General features: G+C 72.1%; 16 protein-coding genes. 10 read left to right on the forward strand and 6 right to left on the reverse strand.

The features are described from left to right. Nucleotides 1-54 precede the first annotated feature (54 nt). Complete coding sequence (locus tag ABZY57_RS29250; protein WP_356516987.1) at nucleotides 55-747, reverse strand: ScbR family autoregulator-binding transcription factor; 693 nt, start codon at nucleotides 745-747, stop codon at nucleotides 55-57. A gap of 278 nt (nucleotides 748-1,025) precedes the next feature. Between ABZY57_RS29250 and ABZY57_RS29255 the strand changes: the two genes are divergently transcribed. The 5 genes from ABZY57_RS29255 to ABZY57_RS29275 all read left to right on the forward strand — a co-directional run bounded on the left by ABZY57_RS29255 (nucleotide 1,026) and on the right by ABZY57_RS29275 (nucleotide 5,869). Next, nucleotides 1,026-1,775, forward strand: a complete 750-nt coding sequence (locus ABZY57_RS29255; RefSeq protein WP_356516989.1) for a TetR/AcrR family transcriptional regulator C-terminal domain-containing protein — start codon at nucleotides 1,026-1,028, stop codon at nucleotides 1,773-1,775. Between the two features lie 406 nt (nucleotides 1,776-2,181). Further along, nucleotides 2,182-3,351 carry an epoxide hydrolase family protein gene (locus ABZY57_RS29260; protein WP_356516991.1) on the forward strand — a complete coding sequence of 390 codons (1,170 nt, stop codon included), beginning with the start codon at nucleotides 2,182-2,184 and terminating at the stop codon, nucleotides 3,349-3,351. Between the two features lie 90 nt (nucleotides 3,352-3,441). Continuing rightward, entirely contained in the window at nucleotides 3,442-4,362 is a 921-nt protein-coding gene (locus tag ABZY57_RS29265) for an NAD(P)-dependent oxidoreductase (protein ID WP_356516993.1), read from the forward strand. Between the two features lie 6 nt (nucleotides 4,363-4,368). Further along, entirely contained in the window at nucleotides 4,369-5,319 is a 951-nt protein-coding gene (locus tag ABZY57_RS29270; protein ID WP_356516995.1) for an RNA polymerase sigma-70 factor, read from the forward strand. Nucleotides 5,320-5,362: 43 nt separating this feature from the next. Next, nucleotides 5,363-5,869 (forward strand): DinB family protein, encoded by a 507-nt coding sequence (locus ABZY57_RS29275; RefSeq protein ID WP_356516997.1) that lies wholly within the window; start codon nucleotides 5,363-5,365, stop codon nucleotides 5,867-5,869. A gap of 55 nt (nucleotides 5,870-5,924) precedes the next feature. On the opposite strand, the gene ABZY57_RS29280 is transcribed toward ABZY57_RS29275, so the two are convergent. The 3 genes from ABZY57_RS29280 to ABZY57_RS29290 all read right to left on the reverse strand — a co-directional run bounded on the left by ABZY57_RS29280 (nucleotide 5,925) and on the right by ABZY57_RS29290 (nucleotide 7,847). Further along, nucleotides 5,925-6,476, reverse strand: a complete 552-nt coding sequence (locus ABZY57_RS29280) for a flavoprotein (RefSeq protein ID WP_356516999.1) — start codon at nucleotides 6,474-6,476, stop codon at nucleotides 5,925-5,927. A 220-nt stretch (nucleotides 6,477-6,696) separates the two neighbouring features. Further along, a complete protein-coding gene (locus ABZY57_RS29285; RefSeq protein WP_356517001.1) occupies nucleotides 6,697-6,936 on the reverse strand; it encodes a hypothetical protein in 240 nt (79 codons plus the stop codon). Next, complete coding sequence (locus tag ABZY57_RS29290; protein WP_356517003.1) at nucleotides 6,933-7,847, reverse strand: alpha/beta hydrolase; 915 nt, start codon at nucleotides 7,845-7,847, stop codon at nucleotides 6,933-6,935. The genes ABZY57_RS29285 and ABZY57_RS29290 overlap by 4 nt, the downstream gene beginning before the upstream one ends. Nucleotides 7,848-7,953: 106 nt before the next feature. Here ABZY57_RS29290 and ABZY57_RS29295 point away from each other — a divergent pair, with 106 nt between their 5' ends. The 3 genes from ABZY57_RS29295 to ABZY57_RS29305 all read left to right on the forward strand — a co-directional run bounded on the left by ABZY57_RS29295 (nucleotide 7,954) and on the right by ABZY57_RS29305 (nucleotide 10,130). Then, on the forward strand, nucleotides 7,954-8,157 hold the full coding sequence (locus ABZY57_RS29295) for a DUF4287 domain-containing protein (RefSeq protein WP_356517005.1): 204 nt from the start codon (nucleotides 7,954-7,956) through the stop codon (nucleotides 8,155-8,157). Nucleotides 8,158-8,270: 113 nt separating this feature from the next. Beyond that, nucleotides 8,271-9,113, forward strand: a complete 843-nt coding sequence (locus ABZY57_RS29300; RefSeq protein ID WP_356517007.1) for an NAD(P)H-binding protein — start codon at nucleotides 8,271-8,273, stop codon at nucleotides 9,111-9,113. A 99-nt stretch (nucleotides 9,114-9,212) separates the two neighbouring features. Further along, nucleotides 9,213-10,130: an AraC family transcriptional regulator gene (locus ABZY57_RS29305; protein ID WP_356517009.1), complete on the forward strand. Its 918-nt coding sequence runs from the start codon at nucleotides 9,213-9,215 to the stop codon at nucleotides 10,128-10,130. Nucleotides 10,131-10,155: 25 nt separating this feature from the next. On the opposite strand, the gene ABZY57_RS29310 is transcribed toward ABZY57_RS29305, so the two are convergent. Continuing rightward, nucleotides 10,156-10,641 (reverse strand): GNAT family N-acetyltransferase, encoded by a 486-nt coding sequence (locus ABZY57_RS29310; protein WP_356517011.1) that lies wholly within the window; start codon nucleotides 10,639-10,641, stop codon nucleotides 10,156-10,158. Between the two features lie 163 nt (nucleotides 10,642-10,804). On the opposite strand from ABZY57_RS29310, the gene ABZY57_RS29315 reads away from it, so the two are divergent. Continuing rightward, nucleotides 10,805-11,344 carry an anthrone oxygenase family protein gene (locus tag ABZY57_RS29315; RefSeq protein ID WP_356517013.1) on the forward strand — a complete coding sequence of 180 codons (540 nt, stop codon included), beginning with the start codon at nucleotides 10,805-10,807 and terminating at the stop codon, nucleotides 11,342-11,344. A gap of 27 nt (nucleotides 11,345-11,371) precedes the next feature. On the opposite strand, the gene ABZY57_RS29320 is transcribed toward ABZY57_RS29315, so the two are convergent. Further along, complete coding sequence (locus ABZY57_RS29320; protein WP_356517015.1) at nucleotides 11,372-11,857, reverse strand: anthrone oxygenase family protein; 486 nt, start codon at nucleotides 11,855-11,857, stop codon at nucleotides 11,372-11,374. 241 nt (nucleotides 11,858-12,098) lie between these two features. On the opposite strand from ABZY57_RS29320, the gene gdhA reads away from it, so the two are divergent. Further along, nucleotides 12,099-13,463, forward strand: coding sequence for an NADP-specific glutamate dehydrogenase (gdhA, locus tag ABZY57_RS29325; protein ID WP_356517017.1), 1,365 nt, complete (start codon nucleotides 12,099-12,101; stop codon nucleotides 13,461-13,463). The last annotated feature ends 265 nt before the right edge of the window (nucleotides 13,464-13,728 follow it).

Consider the following 13,728-nt stretch of genomic DNA (forward strand, 5'->3'; position numbering starts at 1 on the left):
GTGAACCACGGGGGTGCTCACCACGGCGTGTGCGAGGCCGCCCTGGACGCGTCGTCAGGCGGTTGTGGCCGGAGCGGAGTCCGGGGCCGGAGCGGGGTCCGGGGCTGACAGGCCGAGTTCGGACCGGCACTCGGGCGAGCCGGACGGGTCGAAGCGGGAGATGCGGTCGGCGGGCGCGATCCCAGGGAGCACGAAGTTCCACAGGTCGATGACACGGGCGTGCAGATCCGCGCGGCCGGTGCGTACGTGCGAGGTCACCTGGATGCCGGAGAACGCGGCGACGAGCATGGTCGACAGGTTGTGGACGTCGAGGGAGGGCAGGACGTCGCCGCGCTCCTGGGCCGGCGCCAGACAGCTCCGGCAGGTGTCGATCCAGGCGTTGTACGGGCTCGGGTCCGGGTCCGTGAAGGAGCCGAACTCGATGACCAGGCGGATCCCGGCGCGGACCCGGACGTTGGAACGGAGACCGCACGCCATCCGGTGGGTCAGGTCGATGGCGGTCTGGAGGCCCGGCTCCGCGATGGTGGGCAGGCCCTCGGAGATCTGGAACTGCTCGTCCATCAAGGTCCGGGCGATGGCTTCCTTGGACGAGAAGTGGAAGTACAGGGCGCCCTTGGTGACTCCAGCCTCACCGACCACGTCGGTGAGGCTGGTGCCGTGGAAACCGGTCCGGTCGAAGGCGATGGCCGCGCCGTCGAGGATCGCCTGCCGCGTGATCTCGGCTCGTTCCTGTCTGGCCCTCGCCATGCGGGTTCTCCCTGGGGTCGCGGTAGTTGGGCGGAACCGGGAGGTGATCACCGTGGTTCGGCCAGGGCCAATCTAGGCAGATGCGCCGGAAGAAAACCAGTCGACCAGTACTTTTTATGGAAGTGGATCATTAACGGCGTTAACGCGGGGCGGAGGAGGGGCGGAGGAGGGGTGGGTGGGGAGTGGGTGGGGAGTGCGTTAACGCCGGGAAGGGCATTAACGCCGTTAACGTGTACGGTAGACGCAGTTTAATGGCTGGTGCAGTACGAGGGGATCCCATGACGGACGCGGACGAGCAGTGGGGCGCGGCCGTACGGCTGCTCTGGGGGCCGCCGGCGAAGCCCGCGCGCGGGCCCAAGCGGGGGCTCACGCTGGAGGGAATCGCCGGCGCGGGGGTCGCCCTCGCGGACGCCGAAGGGCTGGCCGGCGTATCGATGCAGGGAGTGGCCGGGCGGCTGGCCGTCACGAAGATGGCGTTGTACCGGTACGTGCCGGGCAAGGCGGAGCTGGTCTCGCTGATGGTGGAAGCCGCGATGCCGGACCCCTCGGTACTGGACGGCCGTCCGGTGGGGGAGGGCTGGCGCGAGCGGCTCGCGGTGTGGGCGCGGGAGCTGCTGGCCGGATTCCGGGCGCATCCGTGGCTGTTGGAGGCGACGGTCGGGGCGCGGGTGATGGGTCCGGTCGAGGTGGGGTGGATGGAGCGGGCGCTCGCCGCGCTCGACGGGTGCGGGCTGACGGGGGCCGAGGCGATCGACGCGGTGGTGCTGGTGTCGGGGCACGTGCGCGGGATCGCGGAGCAGGAGCGTGCGATGGCGGGCGGGGCCGCGGGGGAGGGGCCGGACGCGCAGTTGACGTCGGTCCTCGGGGAGGTGATGCGGGTACACGGGGAGAAGTACCCGGCGCTCGGGGCCGCGTTGGCCTCCGTGGCGGAGGCCGGCGGGCAGGACCAGGCGCTGGACTTCGGGCTGGAGCGCATCCTCGACGGGCTCGGGATGCTGGTCGCGGAGCGGGCGGGTGGGCGGGCTTAGGCATTAACGGCGTTAACGCCGGAGGGGTGCGGGCCTTGGTGGTCAGGCGGGGCATTAACGGCGTTAACGCCTCTGAGGTGTGCAGCCTCGTGGTGGGGGTGGGGCATTAACGGCGTTAACGGTGCCGGGCGTGTGTCTCGGTCTCGGTCTCGGTCTCGGTCTCGGTCTCGGTAGTGAGGGTGGGGGTATTAACGGCGTTAACGCTCGAGGAGTACGGGCTTGGTCGTCGGGTGGGGGCATTAACGGCGTTAACGCTCGAGGAGTACGGGCTTGGTGGTCGGGCGGGGCATTAACGGCGTTAACGCCGGAGGGTGCGGGGCCTGGTCTGGGGTGGGCGTTAACGGCGTTAACGGCGTTAACGGTGTGGGGGTGGGTGTGGTTGGTCGTGGGTGGAAGGTGTGAGGGCGTGAGTGGTGTGGGGCCGTGGGCGGTGCCGTTCCGGGTGGACGTGGCGCAGTCGGAGTTGGACGATCTGGGGCGGCGGCTGGAGCTGGCTCGGTGGCCCGATGAGTTGCCGGGGGCGGGCCGGGCGTACGGGATGCCGCTCGGGGAGCTCCGTGAGCTCGCGGAGTATTGGAGTACCGGCTACGACTGGCGGGCTGCCGAAGCGCGGTTGAACGAATGGCCGCAGTACACCACCGTCATCGACGGGGCGCGGGTGCACTTCGCGCATCTGCGGTCGCCCGAGCCGGATGCGACGCCGCTGCTCATGACCCACGGCTGGCCGGGTTCGTTCGTGGAGTTCCAGAAGGTCGCCGGGCCGTTGACGGATCCGCGGGCGCACGGCGGGGATCCGGGTGACGCCTTTCATCTGGTGCTGCCGCACATCCCCGGCTTCGCCCTGTCCGGGCCGACCACCGAACGGGGGTGGGAGTTCAAGCGGGTTGCGCGGGCCTTCGGAGTGCTGATGGAGCGGCTCGGGTACGCGGAGTACGGCGTCCAGGGCGGCGACTGGGGCGCCGCCGTCTCGCGGGAGCTGGGGCGGATCCGGCCCGGGAACGTGCGCGGGGTGCACCTGAACCTGCTCCCGGGCGGCGGGGCCACCGCGGAGCCCCGGCCGGAGGAGTTGGCCGCGCTGAGCCCGGACGAGCGGGAGCGCACGCTCGCCTCCTGGGAGCGGTACCGGGTCTGGGCGCGCGAGCGGCAGGGCTACGCCGACATCCAGGCGACCCGCCCCCAGACGCTCGCGTACGCGCTGAACGATTCGCCGGTCGGGCTGCTCGCCTGGATCGGCGAGAAGTTCACGGAGTGGGCGGACCCGCGCTGCCCCGTGGAGCGCGATCAGATGCTCACCAACGTGACGTTGTACTGGCTGACCGGGACCGCGGGCTCGGCCGCCCGCATCTACTACGAGCGCGCCCATGCCGATTACCAGGGCGCGGCGCCCGAGGTGTCCAGCACCCCGACCGCGCTCGCCGACTTCCCCCGGGACAACTTCGTTCCGCTGCGGCACATCGCCGCGCGGACCGACCGCATCGTGCGATGGACCTCGTACGAGAAGGGCGGGCACTTCCCCGCGATGGAGGTTCCGGAGCTGCTCGTGGGAGACGTCCGGGCCTTCTTCCGCTCCTTGTGACCCAGGTCATTTTCGCGCCGTGTCACGTTCGGGGCCGCCCATCTGTCCCATGGATGACAGCGCGAGGAGCGAGCGGAGAAGGAGACGGCCATGAAGGTTCTGCTGGCGGGTGCGAGCGGGGTTCTGGGACAGCGGGCGGTACGGGCCCTGCGCGCGGCCGGGCACGAGGTCGCCGGTCTCGGCCGGGGCGCCGGGATGGACGTACGGGCCGACGTGCTCGACCGTGAGGGCCTGCTGCGCGCCGTGGACGGGCTCGGCTTCGACGTGGTCGTGCACGCGGCCACGGCGCTGTCGGGGAAGACCATGGCCCGGCACCAGGACATGGCGGGGACGAATGCGCTGCGCACCGAGGGGACCGTCAACCTGCTGGCCGCCGCGCGGGAGACCGGGGCGCGGCGGTTCGTCGTGGAGTCGATGATGTTCGGCTACGGCTACGGAGACCACGGCGGGGCCGTGCTCGGCGAGGACGACGGCTTCGGTCCGCGGGGGGCGAACGTCTGGCTGGAGCGGCACGTGGGCGCGATGCGGACCAAGGAGGAGCTGGCCTTCACCGCGGACGGGATCGAGGGGGTGAGCCTGCGCTTCGGGCTGTTCTACGGGGCCGGTGTCACGGACGTCCACGTGGTGCCGATGCTGCGCAAGCGGGCCCTGCCCGTGGTGGCGGCCAAGGGGCGGGCGCTGAGCTGGGTCGACGTGGCCGACGCGGCCGACGCCGTGGTCGCCGGCGTGGAGGCGGGGCGGCCCGGGCAGGCGTACAACATCGTCGACGACGAGCCGCTGGGGTGGGCCGCGCACATGCGGGCGGTGGCCGCGGCGTTCGGGGCGCCCGCGCCGATGACCGTACCGCTGTGGGTGCTGAAGGCGGCTCCGCTCGCGCACACCATCATGGCGACGGATCTGCGGCTGTCGAATGCCAAGGCGGGGCGCGAGCTGGGCTGGGCTCCGACGTACGCGAGCAGTGCGGCCGGGGTGGGTGCGCTTGCGGAGGCCGCGGGGGCGGCGGCAGCATGATCGTCCGTGAGTACTGCTGAGCACATCCCGGGAGCCTCCTCCGATGCCCTCGGCCCCTTCACCGCCCATCGCCGGCTGCTGTTCGACGTCGCCTACCGGATGCTCGGCAGCGTCGTCGACGCCGAGGACGTCCTCCAGGACGCGTGGCTGAGCTGGGACCGCGCGGACCGCTCGGCGGTCCTCAACCCGCGGGCCTACCTGGTGCGCACGGTCACCAACCTGTCCTTGAACCGGCTCACCTCCGCCCGCGCCACCCGTGAGACCTACATCGGGCCGTGGCTGCCCGAGCCGCTGCTGACCGAGGCCCTGCCGACCGTGCCCGATGGTGCGCACGAGGCGGAGATGGCCGAGACGGTGTCGACAGCGATGCTGGTGGTGATGGAGAGCCTGAGCCCGCTGGAGCGCGCTGTGTTCGTGCTGCGGGAGGTGTTCGGGTACTCGTACGCGGAGATCGCCGAGGCGCTGGACCGCGCGGAGGCGACCGTACGGCAGACCGCGCACCGGGCACGGGCCCACGTACAGGCCCGGCGGCCGCGGTTCGCCACCGAGCCGGGTCAGCGCGGTGAGGTGACCCGGCGGTTCCTGGCGGCGTGTGCGGGCGGGGACCTGAACGCGGTGATGGAGCTGCTCGCCCCGGAGGTGACGGCCTGGTCGGACGGCGGAGGCAAGGTGACGGCGGCCCGGCGGCCGCTGCACGGGGCCGACCACGTGGCGCGCTGGCTGCTGGGCGTGCTGGCCAAGCCCTCGCTGCAGGCGGTGACCCTGGAGTCCGCCCGGGTCAACGGGGAGGAGTCGGTGGTGTTCGTGTACGGGGGAGTCGCCTGTGCGGCGCTGACCTACGACCTGGACCCGGTGGACGGGCGGGTCGTGAACCTGCGGTTGCAGGTGAATCCGGAGAAGGTGGCGGGGTTGGCGGGGTGGGCGGGCCGGCCCGTGGACGGGGCGTCCGGGATGTGAAATGGCGGCGCGAGGGCCGCCGTAGGGCTGTGATCATCATCAGATGATCGATGAACGGCGAACGCGGCCCGTGCTGGTGGGCGACGAACGGGCCACCCTGACCAGCGTGCTCCAGTGGCAGCGGGACACCCTGATGATGAAGTGCGCCGGGCTGTCGGACGAGCAGCTGCGGCGCAGGGCGGTGGCTCCGTCGGGGCTGAGCCTGCTCGGGCTGGTACGGCATCTCGCGGAGGTCGAGCGCGGCTGGTTCCGCAACGTCGTGGGCGGCGAGGACGTGCGCGGCTACTTCGCGAAGAACGAGGCGGGGGAGTGGACCGAGTTCCACGTGGACGACGCGGACGTCGCCGGCTCGTTCAAGATCTGGGAGGACACCTGCGCGCGCTCGCGGGCGATCGTGGACGCGGCCGAGTCCCTGGACGTGACCGGCTCCTCCGACGGGCAGGAGTACTCCCTGCACTACGTACTGGCCCACATGATCGAGGAGTACGCCCGGCACAACGGGCACGCCGACCTGCTGCGTGAGGCGATCGACGGGACCACGGGGGAGTAGCGGCGCGTCGGCGGGAGGGGTGCGGGCCGGCTGGGGGCCGGCGCCCCCCGACCGGCTAGGCGGCGGATGCCGTGGCGCGGTCCACCTCGGCCAGGGCTGTCGCCCAGGGGAAGTGCGCCGGGGCGTCCGGACCGGCCGGGCCGGGGACGAATCCGCCCTCGCCGAAGAGGACCGAGGCGCCGGCGCCGCGCAGGACGGCCAGGGACTGGTCGAACTGCGGGTGGGCGGCGAGGGCGGCGTTGGTGCAGGGCATCGTGACGACGGGGGTGCCCTTGCCGACGGCCTCGGCGGCGACCCCGACGACGAACCGGTCGGTCAGGCCGAGGGCCCAGGCGTTGACGGAGTTGAACGTGGCCGGGGCGAAGAGCAGCGCGTCGGCCGCCGGCCATACGTCGGGCTCTCCGGGCAGCTTGTACTGCCAGCGGACGGGGTGGCCGGTGAGCGCGGCGAGACCGTCGAGGCTGCCGGACAGCCAGTGGGCGGCGGTGGGGGTGAGGCCGAGGCAGACGTCCCAGCCGCGGGACTGGGCGTCCTCGATGACACGGGCCACGTCGAAGACGGGCGGGGCGGCGGAGCAGAGCAGGTAGAGGGTCTTCGTCGTGGTCATACCGCAATGTGATCATATTGCTCGACCCGTGGTTGACCGAGGTCGCGGCCGGTGCGCGGCCGGGCAGTCGTGGGCGGCGTCGTGGAAGGCATGGCCGTCGCGCAGCCCGTGGCGGGTGCGGGAGTTGTCGCCGAGGCGCCGGACGTGACGGACCCCCGGACCGGTTCGGTCCGGGGGTCCGCAGGTCCGCAGGTCCGCAGGTCCGGGGTGAGCGCGCGGGTCAGCGGGGCGAGACGGTCTGCTGGGCGCTGCCCGGGGTGAACGTCTCGAACGCGCCCGAGAAGTCCGTCAGGTCGTCGCCGGGGCGGCCGGGCACCACGCCCGCGAAGTCCTGGGGGATGTCTTCGACGGTGCTGGTGACGGCGTCGGCGAGCGGCGGCTCGACGGCCATGGCGGGGGCGGCGACGGCGAGGGCCGCGGTACCGGCGATGAGGGCCGTGGTGACGATGTGCTTGATCATGTCCTGGTGAACGACGCGGTCGTACGGGGGTCACAACCGCCACCCGGTTGCCGGAGATCCGTCCGGAACCGCGTGAGGAACGCGAACAGCAGGGAGTGCACCACGGCGGGCCGGTCCAGGTGGACGTCGTGGCCGGAGCCCGGGACGGAGACCGCCGTCGTCACGGAGGACGGGTCGGCCGAGTCCGCGGATTCCGCGGAGTCCGCCGAGTTGAGCATCCGGACGGACTCCTCGGGCGGGACGATGCCCTTCTCCCCGATGATCAGCAGGGTGGGACACCGGATCGCGCGCCACTGCGGCCACCAGTCGCGGGTGGCGATCTCGGCGATGGCCGCGACCATCACCGAGCGCTCGAAGCGCGGGTACCAGCCGTCCGCGCGCTGCTCCAGGCCCGCTGCCCAGGCATCGCCGTCGAGGCCCTGGCCGGTGAGGAAGGTGCGTGCCTCGGCGAGGGTGGGGAAGGGGAGCGGCCAGGAGTCCAGCCAGCCGCCGATCTCGTCCGCGGTGCCCGGGTCGGCGCGGGCGGCGCCGGCCTCGATCAGCACGAGGCCCCGTACGAGGTCCGGGTGGGCGGCGGCGGTGAGCATCGCGGTGTGGCCGCCGAGCGACTGGCCCACCAGCACCGGGCGGTGCACGCCGAGCTGTTCGCAGACGGCCCGCACGTCCGCCACGTACGCGGCGCGGGAGACGTCGGCGGGGCGGCGCTCGCTGGCCCCGTGACCGCGCTGGTCCACCGCCACCACGCGGTGGTGCGGAGCCAGGTGCGCGGCGGTGGCGTCCCATTCGCCCGCGTGGCCCGCGAGGCCGTGGAGGAGGACCACGGGGGGCGCGGAGTCGGGGTGCTGGGAGTTCCAGTCACGGCAGGTCAGGCGGACGCCGGCTCGGATGACGGTGCGCTCGGTCCACATCATGCAGAGATCATCCGACATTCTCGGGGTGGGGCCGATGAGTTTCCGCGGGAGTACCGGTCTACCTCTCGTACGTCCCATCGTGTGCCACAGAAGGAAGAGGACCGTCATGACCGAGCCGGTGAAGGGCCCCGCCAGCTACTTCCCCTCCATCGAGAAGAAGTACGGCCGTCCGGTCGTGGAGTGGCAGGAGCTCATCCGCACCTCGCCGCTGACCAAGCACATGGAGCTCGTCGCCTGGCTCAAGAGCGAGTACGGGCTCGGGCACGGGCACGCCAACGCGCTCGTGAAGCACACGCTCGACGCGCGCTAGCCGGAAGCCGGAACCGCCGGGAGGGGTGGGCGAGGGCTGCCGTGGACGCAGGCGTATGTGGTTGAGCTTCTCGGCGATGTTCCGTCTCAGGCCGGGGGAGTTGACTGGTTCTCATGACGAAGACAACGCAGCAGACGCAGAACGACACCCTCCTCCGCACGCTGGTCATCGGCGGCACGGGCAAGACGGGCCGGCGCGTGGCCGACAAGCTCACCGCCCTGGGCCGTCCGGTCCGCATCGGGTCGCGCTCCGGTGAGCCGGCCTTCGACTGGAACGAGCCCGAGGGTTGGGGACCGGCCCTGGAGGGCGTGGACCGCGCGTACGTCACGTACTACCCCGACCTCGGCTTCCCCGGCGCCGCCGAGCAGGTCGGGGCCTTCGCCCGGGCGGCGGTGGCCGCCGGGGTGCGCCGGCTGGTGCTGCTCTCGGGGCGCGGCGAGGAGGCGGCGCAGCGGGCCGAGGCGGCACTGAAGGACTCCGGGGCCGACTGGACGGTGGTGCGCGCGGCCTGGTTCAACCAGAACTTCGACGAGAGCTTCTTCCTGGAGCCGGTGCTCGCCGGCGAGATCGCGCTGCCGACGGCCGACGCCGTCGAGCCGTTCGTCGACGCCGGGGACATCGCCGACGTGGTGGTGGCCGCGCTGACCGACGACCGGCACATCGGCCGGACGTACGAGCTCTCCGGTCCCCGGCTGCTCAGCTTCTCCGATGTCGCGGCCGAGCTGTCGAAGGCGACCGGGCGCGAGATCTCGTACGTCCCGGTCTCGACCGAGGCCTACCGGGAGACCCTGCGGGAGAACGGGCTCCCGGAGGACTTCGTGGAGCTGTTCACGCTGATCCTGGACGGACGCAACGCGCACCTGGTGGACGGGGTCGAGGAAGTGCTCGGCCGCAAGCCGCGGGACTTCACGGACTTCGCGCGGGAGGCGGCGGCCCGCGGGGTCTGGGACGTGTAGGCCGTGGGCGCTTCGAGAGCGGGTGGTTGGGGAGCGGGCGGTTGGGGAGCCGCCGGGCGGGGAGTGGGTGGGCGGGGACCGGGTGGGGAGAATGGGCCGATGGATACGCTGACGGCTCTGCTCGAAGGCCCCAAGGCCACATCCGCCTTCCTCATCAAGTGCGTGTTCGACCCGCCCTGGTCGGTCCGCATCGAGGACCGGGCGCCGCTGTCGGTGATGACGATGGTGCACGGATCGGCGTGGCTGCTGCCGGACGGGGGCGAGCCGGTGTTCATCGCGCCGGGCGAGGCGGTCCTGGTGCGGGGACCGGATCCGTACACCCTCGCCGACGCCAAGGACACGCCGCCGCAGATCAGGGTGGGCCCGGACCAGCGGTGCAGCAGGGTGGACGGCGGGGAGGACGTGTCCGACTCCATGGCCCTGGGGGTACGGACCTGGGGCGCGGCGGCAGGCTCGGCGGTGCTGCTGAGCGGCACCTACCAGGACCCGGGCGAGATCGGCAGCCGCCTGCTCACCGCGCTTCCGCGGGTGCTCGTCGGCCCGGTCGACCCCACGCTGGTCGGGCTGCTGGGCGTCGAGATCTCCCGTACCGAGCCGGCCCAGGAGCTCGTGCTGAACCGGCTGCTGGACCTGCTGCTGATCGGCGTCGTACGCGGCTGGCTCGCGGAGCGGGGCGGCGCCGAGAACGACCCGGTCACCGGCCCGGCCCTGCGGCTGCTGCACGAGAACCCCGCGTACGGCTGGACCGTGGAGTCACTGGCCCGCAAAGTCGGCGTCTCGCGGGCCGCGTTGGCCCGCCGCTTCACCGAGCTGGTCGGTGAACCCCCGATGTCCTATCTGACGGGCTGGCGCCTGGCGCTGGCGGCGGACCTGCTGCGCGACCCGTCGATGACGCTCGCCTCGGCCGCCCACCGGGTCGGCTACAGCTCGGCGTTCGCCCTCTCGACGGCCTTCAAACGGGTACGGGGGGTCAGCCCGCGCGAGTACCGAGCGGGCGCGGCGGCTGCCGCGGGGTAGGGGGCGGGGGGCACGGAGGCCGGGCTCAGGGGGTCCGGAGATCCAGGACGCCCACCGTTTCGCCGTCGGTCTGTTCGCCCGTGGGGCGGAAGCCGAGGGAGAGGTAGAAGGGTTCGGGGGTGCCGGCGCCCGGGTGCCAGGTGACGTAGGCCTGGGAGGCGCCTCGGCGGCGGAGTTCGGCGGCGACCTCCGTGACCGCGAAGCGGCCGTAGCCATTGGACTGGTGGGCGGCCGATATGTTCAGGCGCCAGAGGCCGGAGCGGATGTCGTGGGGGTCCTCGGCCGGGCTCCAGGCGATGTCGAGGAAGGCCATCACGAAGCCGACGATCTCGTCGCCGTCGACGATCGCCCGGGGCCAGGCCGTCTCCCCGTGGGCGTAGGCCTCCGCCAGTGATTTCGCGACCGGGGAGACGAGGTGCTCCTGGTCGGGGCGGACCGACAGCGCGCAGACGGTGTCGAAGTTGTCGGGCGTGACCGGGGAGAGGCGCAGGCCCTGCGGGGGAGTGCTCATCCGCGCAGCCTACGTGTGCGTTACATGTGAGTTGGCGGGGGTCGGGCGGTGGAGGGAGTCCGCCGTCCCGAGGGTGCCCGTCGTGGCACGATCGACAGCTGTCGGGGGGCGGTGGGCCTCCCGTGTTCGGGTTTCGGGTTTCGTACAGACGGGGGCACAGCAGATGGGAACCACCGGCAGCAGACTCTCCACCGCACTGCTCGTCCTGTCGACCGTCCTGGTCGGCCTGATGGCGGGGCTGTTCTTCGCCTTCGACGTTTCGGTGATGCCGGGACTGGCGAAGACCGACGACCGTACGTACGTCACGGCGATGCAGAGCTTCAACGCCGTCATCGACGGCAACCCGCTCTTCGGGACGGTCTTCGTCGTCGCGCTGCTCGCCGCCTTCGCCGCGGCGTTCGTCGAGGCGAAGGCGGGGCGCCGCGCGGTCGCTCTGTGGACCGCGGTGGCCGCGGCGGCGTACCTCGTCGTGCTCGTCGTCACCTTCGCGGTCAACATCCCGCTCAACAACGAGCTCGCCGACTTGGGCGACGCCTCGAAGTCGACCGACTTCTCGGTCGTCGAGAAGTTCAAGGGAACCTGGGAGACGGCGAACATCGTGCGCACCCTGCTCTGCGCGGCGGCCCTGACGGCCCTGGCGCGGGCGCTCGTACTGTACGGGCGGGCGACGGGGGCGTCGGCGGCGTCCGGGGGCCGCCGCTGACGGCAGGCAAGATCCGAAAGAGACAGCCTAGGCCGCCAGCAGGGCCCAGGACTGGCAGGCCAGGGCGCCCGTGCACAGGGCGGTACGCCAGCGGTTTGCGGGCACCCACTTCGTCTCGAACGCCGCGCGCACGGCAGCCGGTTCGGCGATCCGCTCGGCGGGGCCGGCTGCCTCCAGGGCGTTGTTGAGCGGGATGTTCACCCGGCCGGTGACCGCGACGGCGAGTACGTACAGGACGAGGGCACCCGTCAGCGCGGGGAGCGGCGCGTGCTCGCCGGCGGGCAGGTGCAGGGCCAGGGCGAGACCGGTGAAGAGGAGCGCGCCCAGGAAGGCCAGCATGAACCAGCCATTGATGATGGAGGTGTTCACGCGCTGCATGACGGAGATGAGGGTCCGGTCGTCGGAGCGCTTGAGGGCCGGCATCACCGAGACGTCGAAGGCGAAGAAGAGGCCCGCCATCAGGCCGGTGGTGAGCGTCGCGGCGACGAGGGCGGCGACCCGTGCGATGTCCATGCGGCCTGTCTATGTCCTTCCCCGGGGTTCTGTCCATGGTGGAGTGGGAGCCGAGTGGCCCACGGTGGAGTAGGGGCCGAGCCGAGCAGGCCGGAAAGGCTCGTGGTCGTGGTTGGCGGGCGGGGTACCCTCCGGCTGGGATCGTGCTCGGATAATGGATTCCGCGATGCGGAAGTCTGGTCCGGAGCTTCGAGCCGCATCTCGGAGCCGGTCCCGGCGTAGAGACCAGGAGGAACAGACCGTGACGGACCCCAAGGACCCGCAGGGCCGGCTGGACGCGCTGCGCGGCGAGATCGAGCGCCGCAACCCCGCCCAGCCCGAGTTCCACCAGGCCGTACGGGAGGTCCTGGACACCCTGGCCCCCGTGTTCGCGGCGCGTCCCGAGTACGCGGAGCCGGGTGTGGCCCTGCTGGAGCGGCTCACCGAGCCGGAGCGGCAGATCATCTTCCGGGTACCGTGGCAGGACGACCGCGGTCGCGTCCACGTCAACCGTGGCTACCGCGTCGAATTCAACAGCGCGCTGGGCCCGTACAAGGGCGGCCTGCGCTTCCACCCGTCCGTGGACATCGGTGTGGTGAAGTTCCTCGGCTTCGAGCAGATCTTCAAGAACGCGCTGACGGGGCTCGGCATCGGCGGCGGCAAGGGCGGCAGCGACTTCGACCCGCGCGGGCGGTCGGAGGCCGAAGTCATGCGCTTCTGCCAGTCCTTCATGACCGAGCTGTACCGGCACATCGGTGAGCACACGGATGTCCCGGCGGGCGACATCGGCGTCGGCGGGCGCGAGATCGGCTACCTCTTCGGCCAGTACCGGCGCATCACCAACCGCTGGGAGGCCGGTGTCCTGACCGGCAAGGGCAAGGGCTGGGGCGGCTCGCTGATCCGTCCGCAGGCCACGGGCTACGGCAGCGTGCTGTTCGCCGCGGAGATGCTGGCGGTCAAGGGGCTGGCGCTGGACGGACTGACGGCCGTCGTCTCCGGTTCGGGCAACGTCGCGATCTACACGATCGAGAAGCTGCAGCAGCTCGGTGCGAACCCGCTGACCGCGTCGGACTCGCAGGGGTACGTGGTGGACGAGAAAGGCATCGACCTCGCGCTGCTGAAGCAGATCAAGGAGGTCGAGCGCGGGCGCGTGAGCGAGTACGCGCAGCGGCGCGGGCCGTCGGCGCGGTTCGTGCCGGGCGGGCGGGTGTGGGACGTGGCGGCGGAGGTCGCCTTCCCGTCGGCCACGCAGAACGAGCTGACCGCGGACGACGCGCGGACGCTGATCGCGAACGGGGTCAGGGCGGTGTCGGAGGGCGCGAACATGCCGACCACGCCGGAGGCGGTGCACCTGCTGCAGGCGGCCGGGGTGTCCTTCGGACCGGGTAAGGCGGCGAACGCGGGCGGGGTCGCGGTCAGCGCGCTGGAGATGGCGCAGAACGCGGGGCGCGTGGCGTGGAGCGCGGAGCGGGTCGAGGCGGAGCTGGCGGGGATCATGCGGGACATCCACGCGGTGTCCTACGCGACTGCCGAGCGGTATGGCTCCGCCGGGGACTATGTGGCCGGGGCGAACATTGCCGGGTTCGAGCGGGTGGCGGACGCGATGTTGGCGCAGGGGTTGATTTGATGCGCCGACGCGCGGGTGTGTGGGGGCGCTGAGGTAGGGGGTGGGGTGCGGGTCGGGGTGCCGCTGTGCGGGGGTTGTCCCCTACCCGCCCTTCCTCCCTTCCCCTGGCTGCGCCCGGACCGCAGGGAGCCCGGGCTGCGCCCGGGCTCCCCGGGGTCCGCCCCGGCCCCCGCCCCGCGCACGCCCGCGGGGCCGGGGTGGGGGGGGGGGGGGGGTGGGTGGGGGGGGTGGTGGGGGTAGGGACGGGGGTGGGGGGGGTGTGGTG

This window comes from Streptomyces sp. NPDC006450 (assembly GCF_040612195.1).
GTDB lineage: Bacteria > Actinomycetota > Actinomycetes > Streptomycetales > Streptomycetaceae > Streptomyces.

What these genes read in the sequence shown, in the direction of transcription:
- ABZY57_RS29280 (WP_356516999.1), bottom strand. Translation starts at nt 6,476, where the DNA reads ATGACCACGACGAAGACCCTCTACCTGCTCTGCTCCGCCGCCCCGCCC.
- ABZY57_RS29285 (WP_356517001.1), bottom strand. Translation starts at nt 6,936, where the DNA reads ATGATCAAGCACATCGTCACCACGGCCCTCATCGCCGGTACCGCGGCC.
- ABZY57_RS29250 (WP_356516987.1), bottom strand. Translation starts at nt 747, where the DNA reads ATGGCGAGGGCCAGACAGGAACGAGCCGAGATCACGCGGCAGGCGATC.
- ABZY57_RS29300 (WP_356517007.1), top strand. Translation starts at nt 8,271, where the DNA reads ATGACGAAGACAACGCAGCAGACGCAGAACGACACCCTCCTCCGCACG.
- ABZY57_RS29320 (WP_356517015.1), bottom strand. Translation starts at nt 11,857, where the DNA reads ATGGACATCGCACGGGTCGCCGCCCTCGTCGCCGCGACGCTCACCACC.
- ABZY57_RS29265 (WP_356516993.1), top strand. Translation starts at nt 3,442, where the DNA reads ATGAAGGTTCTGCTGGCGGGTGCGAGCGGGGTTCTGGGACAGCGGGCG.
- ABZY57_RS29295 (WP_356517005.1), top strand. Translation starts at nt 7,954, where the DNA reads ATGACCGAGCCGGTGAAGGGCCCCGCCAGCTACTTCCCCTCCATCGAG.
- ABZY57_RS29305 (WP_356517009.1), top strand. Translation starts at nt 9,213, where the DNA reads ATGGATACGCTGACGGCTCTGCTCGAAGGCCCCAAGGCCACATCCGCC.
- ABZY57_RS29310 (WP_356517011.1), bottom strand. Translation starts at nt 10,641, where the DNA reads ATGAGCACTCCCCCGCAGGGCCTGCGCCTCTCCCCGGTCACGCCCGAC.
- ABZY57_RS29290 (WP_356517003.1), bottom strand. Translation starts at nt 7,847, where the DNA reads ATGATGTGGACCGAGCGCACCGTCATCCGAGCCGGCGTCCGCCTGACC.
- ABZY57_RS29315 (WP_356517013.1), top strand. Translation starts at nt 10,805, where the DNA reads ATGGGAACCACCGGCAGCAGACTCTCCACCGCACTGCTCGTCCTGTCG.
- ABZY57_RS29275 (WP_356516997.1), top strand. Translation starts at nt 5,363, where the DNA reads ATGATCGATGAACGGCGAACGCGGCCCGTGCTGGTGGGCGACGAACGG.
- ABZY57_RS29255 (WP_356516989.1), top strand. Translation starts at nt 1,026, where the DNA reads ATGACGGACGCGGACGAGCAGTGGGGCGCGGCCGTACGGCTGCTCTGG.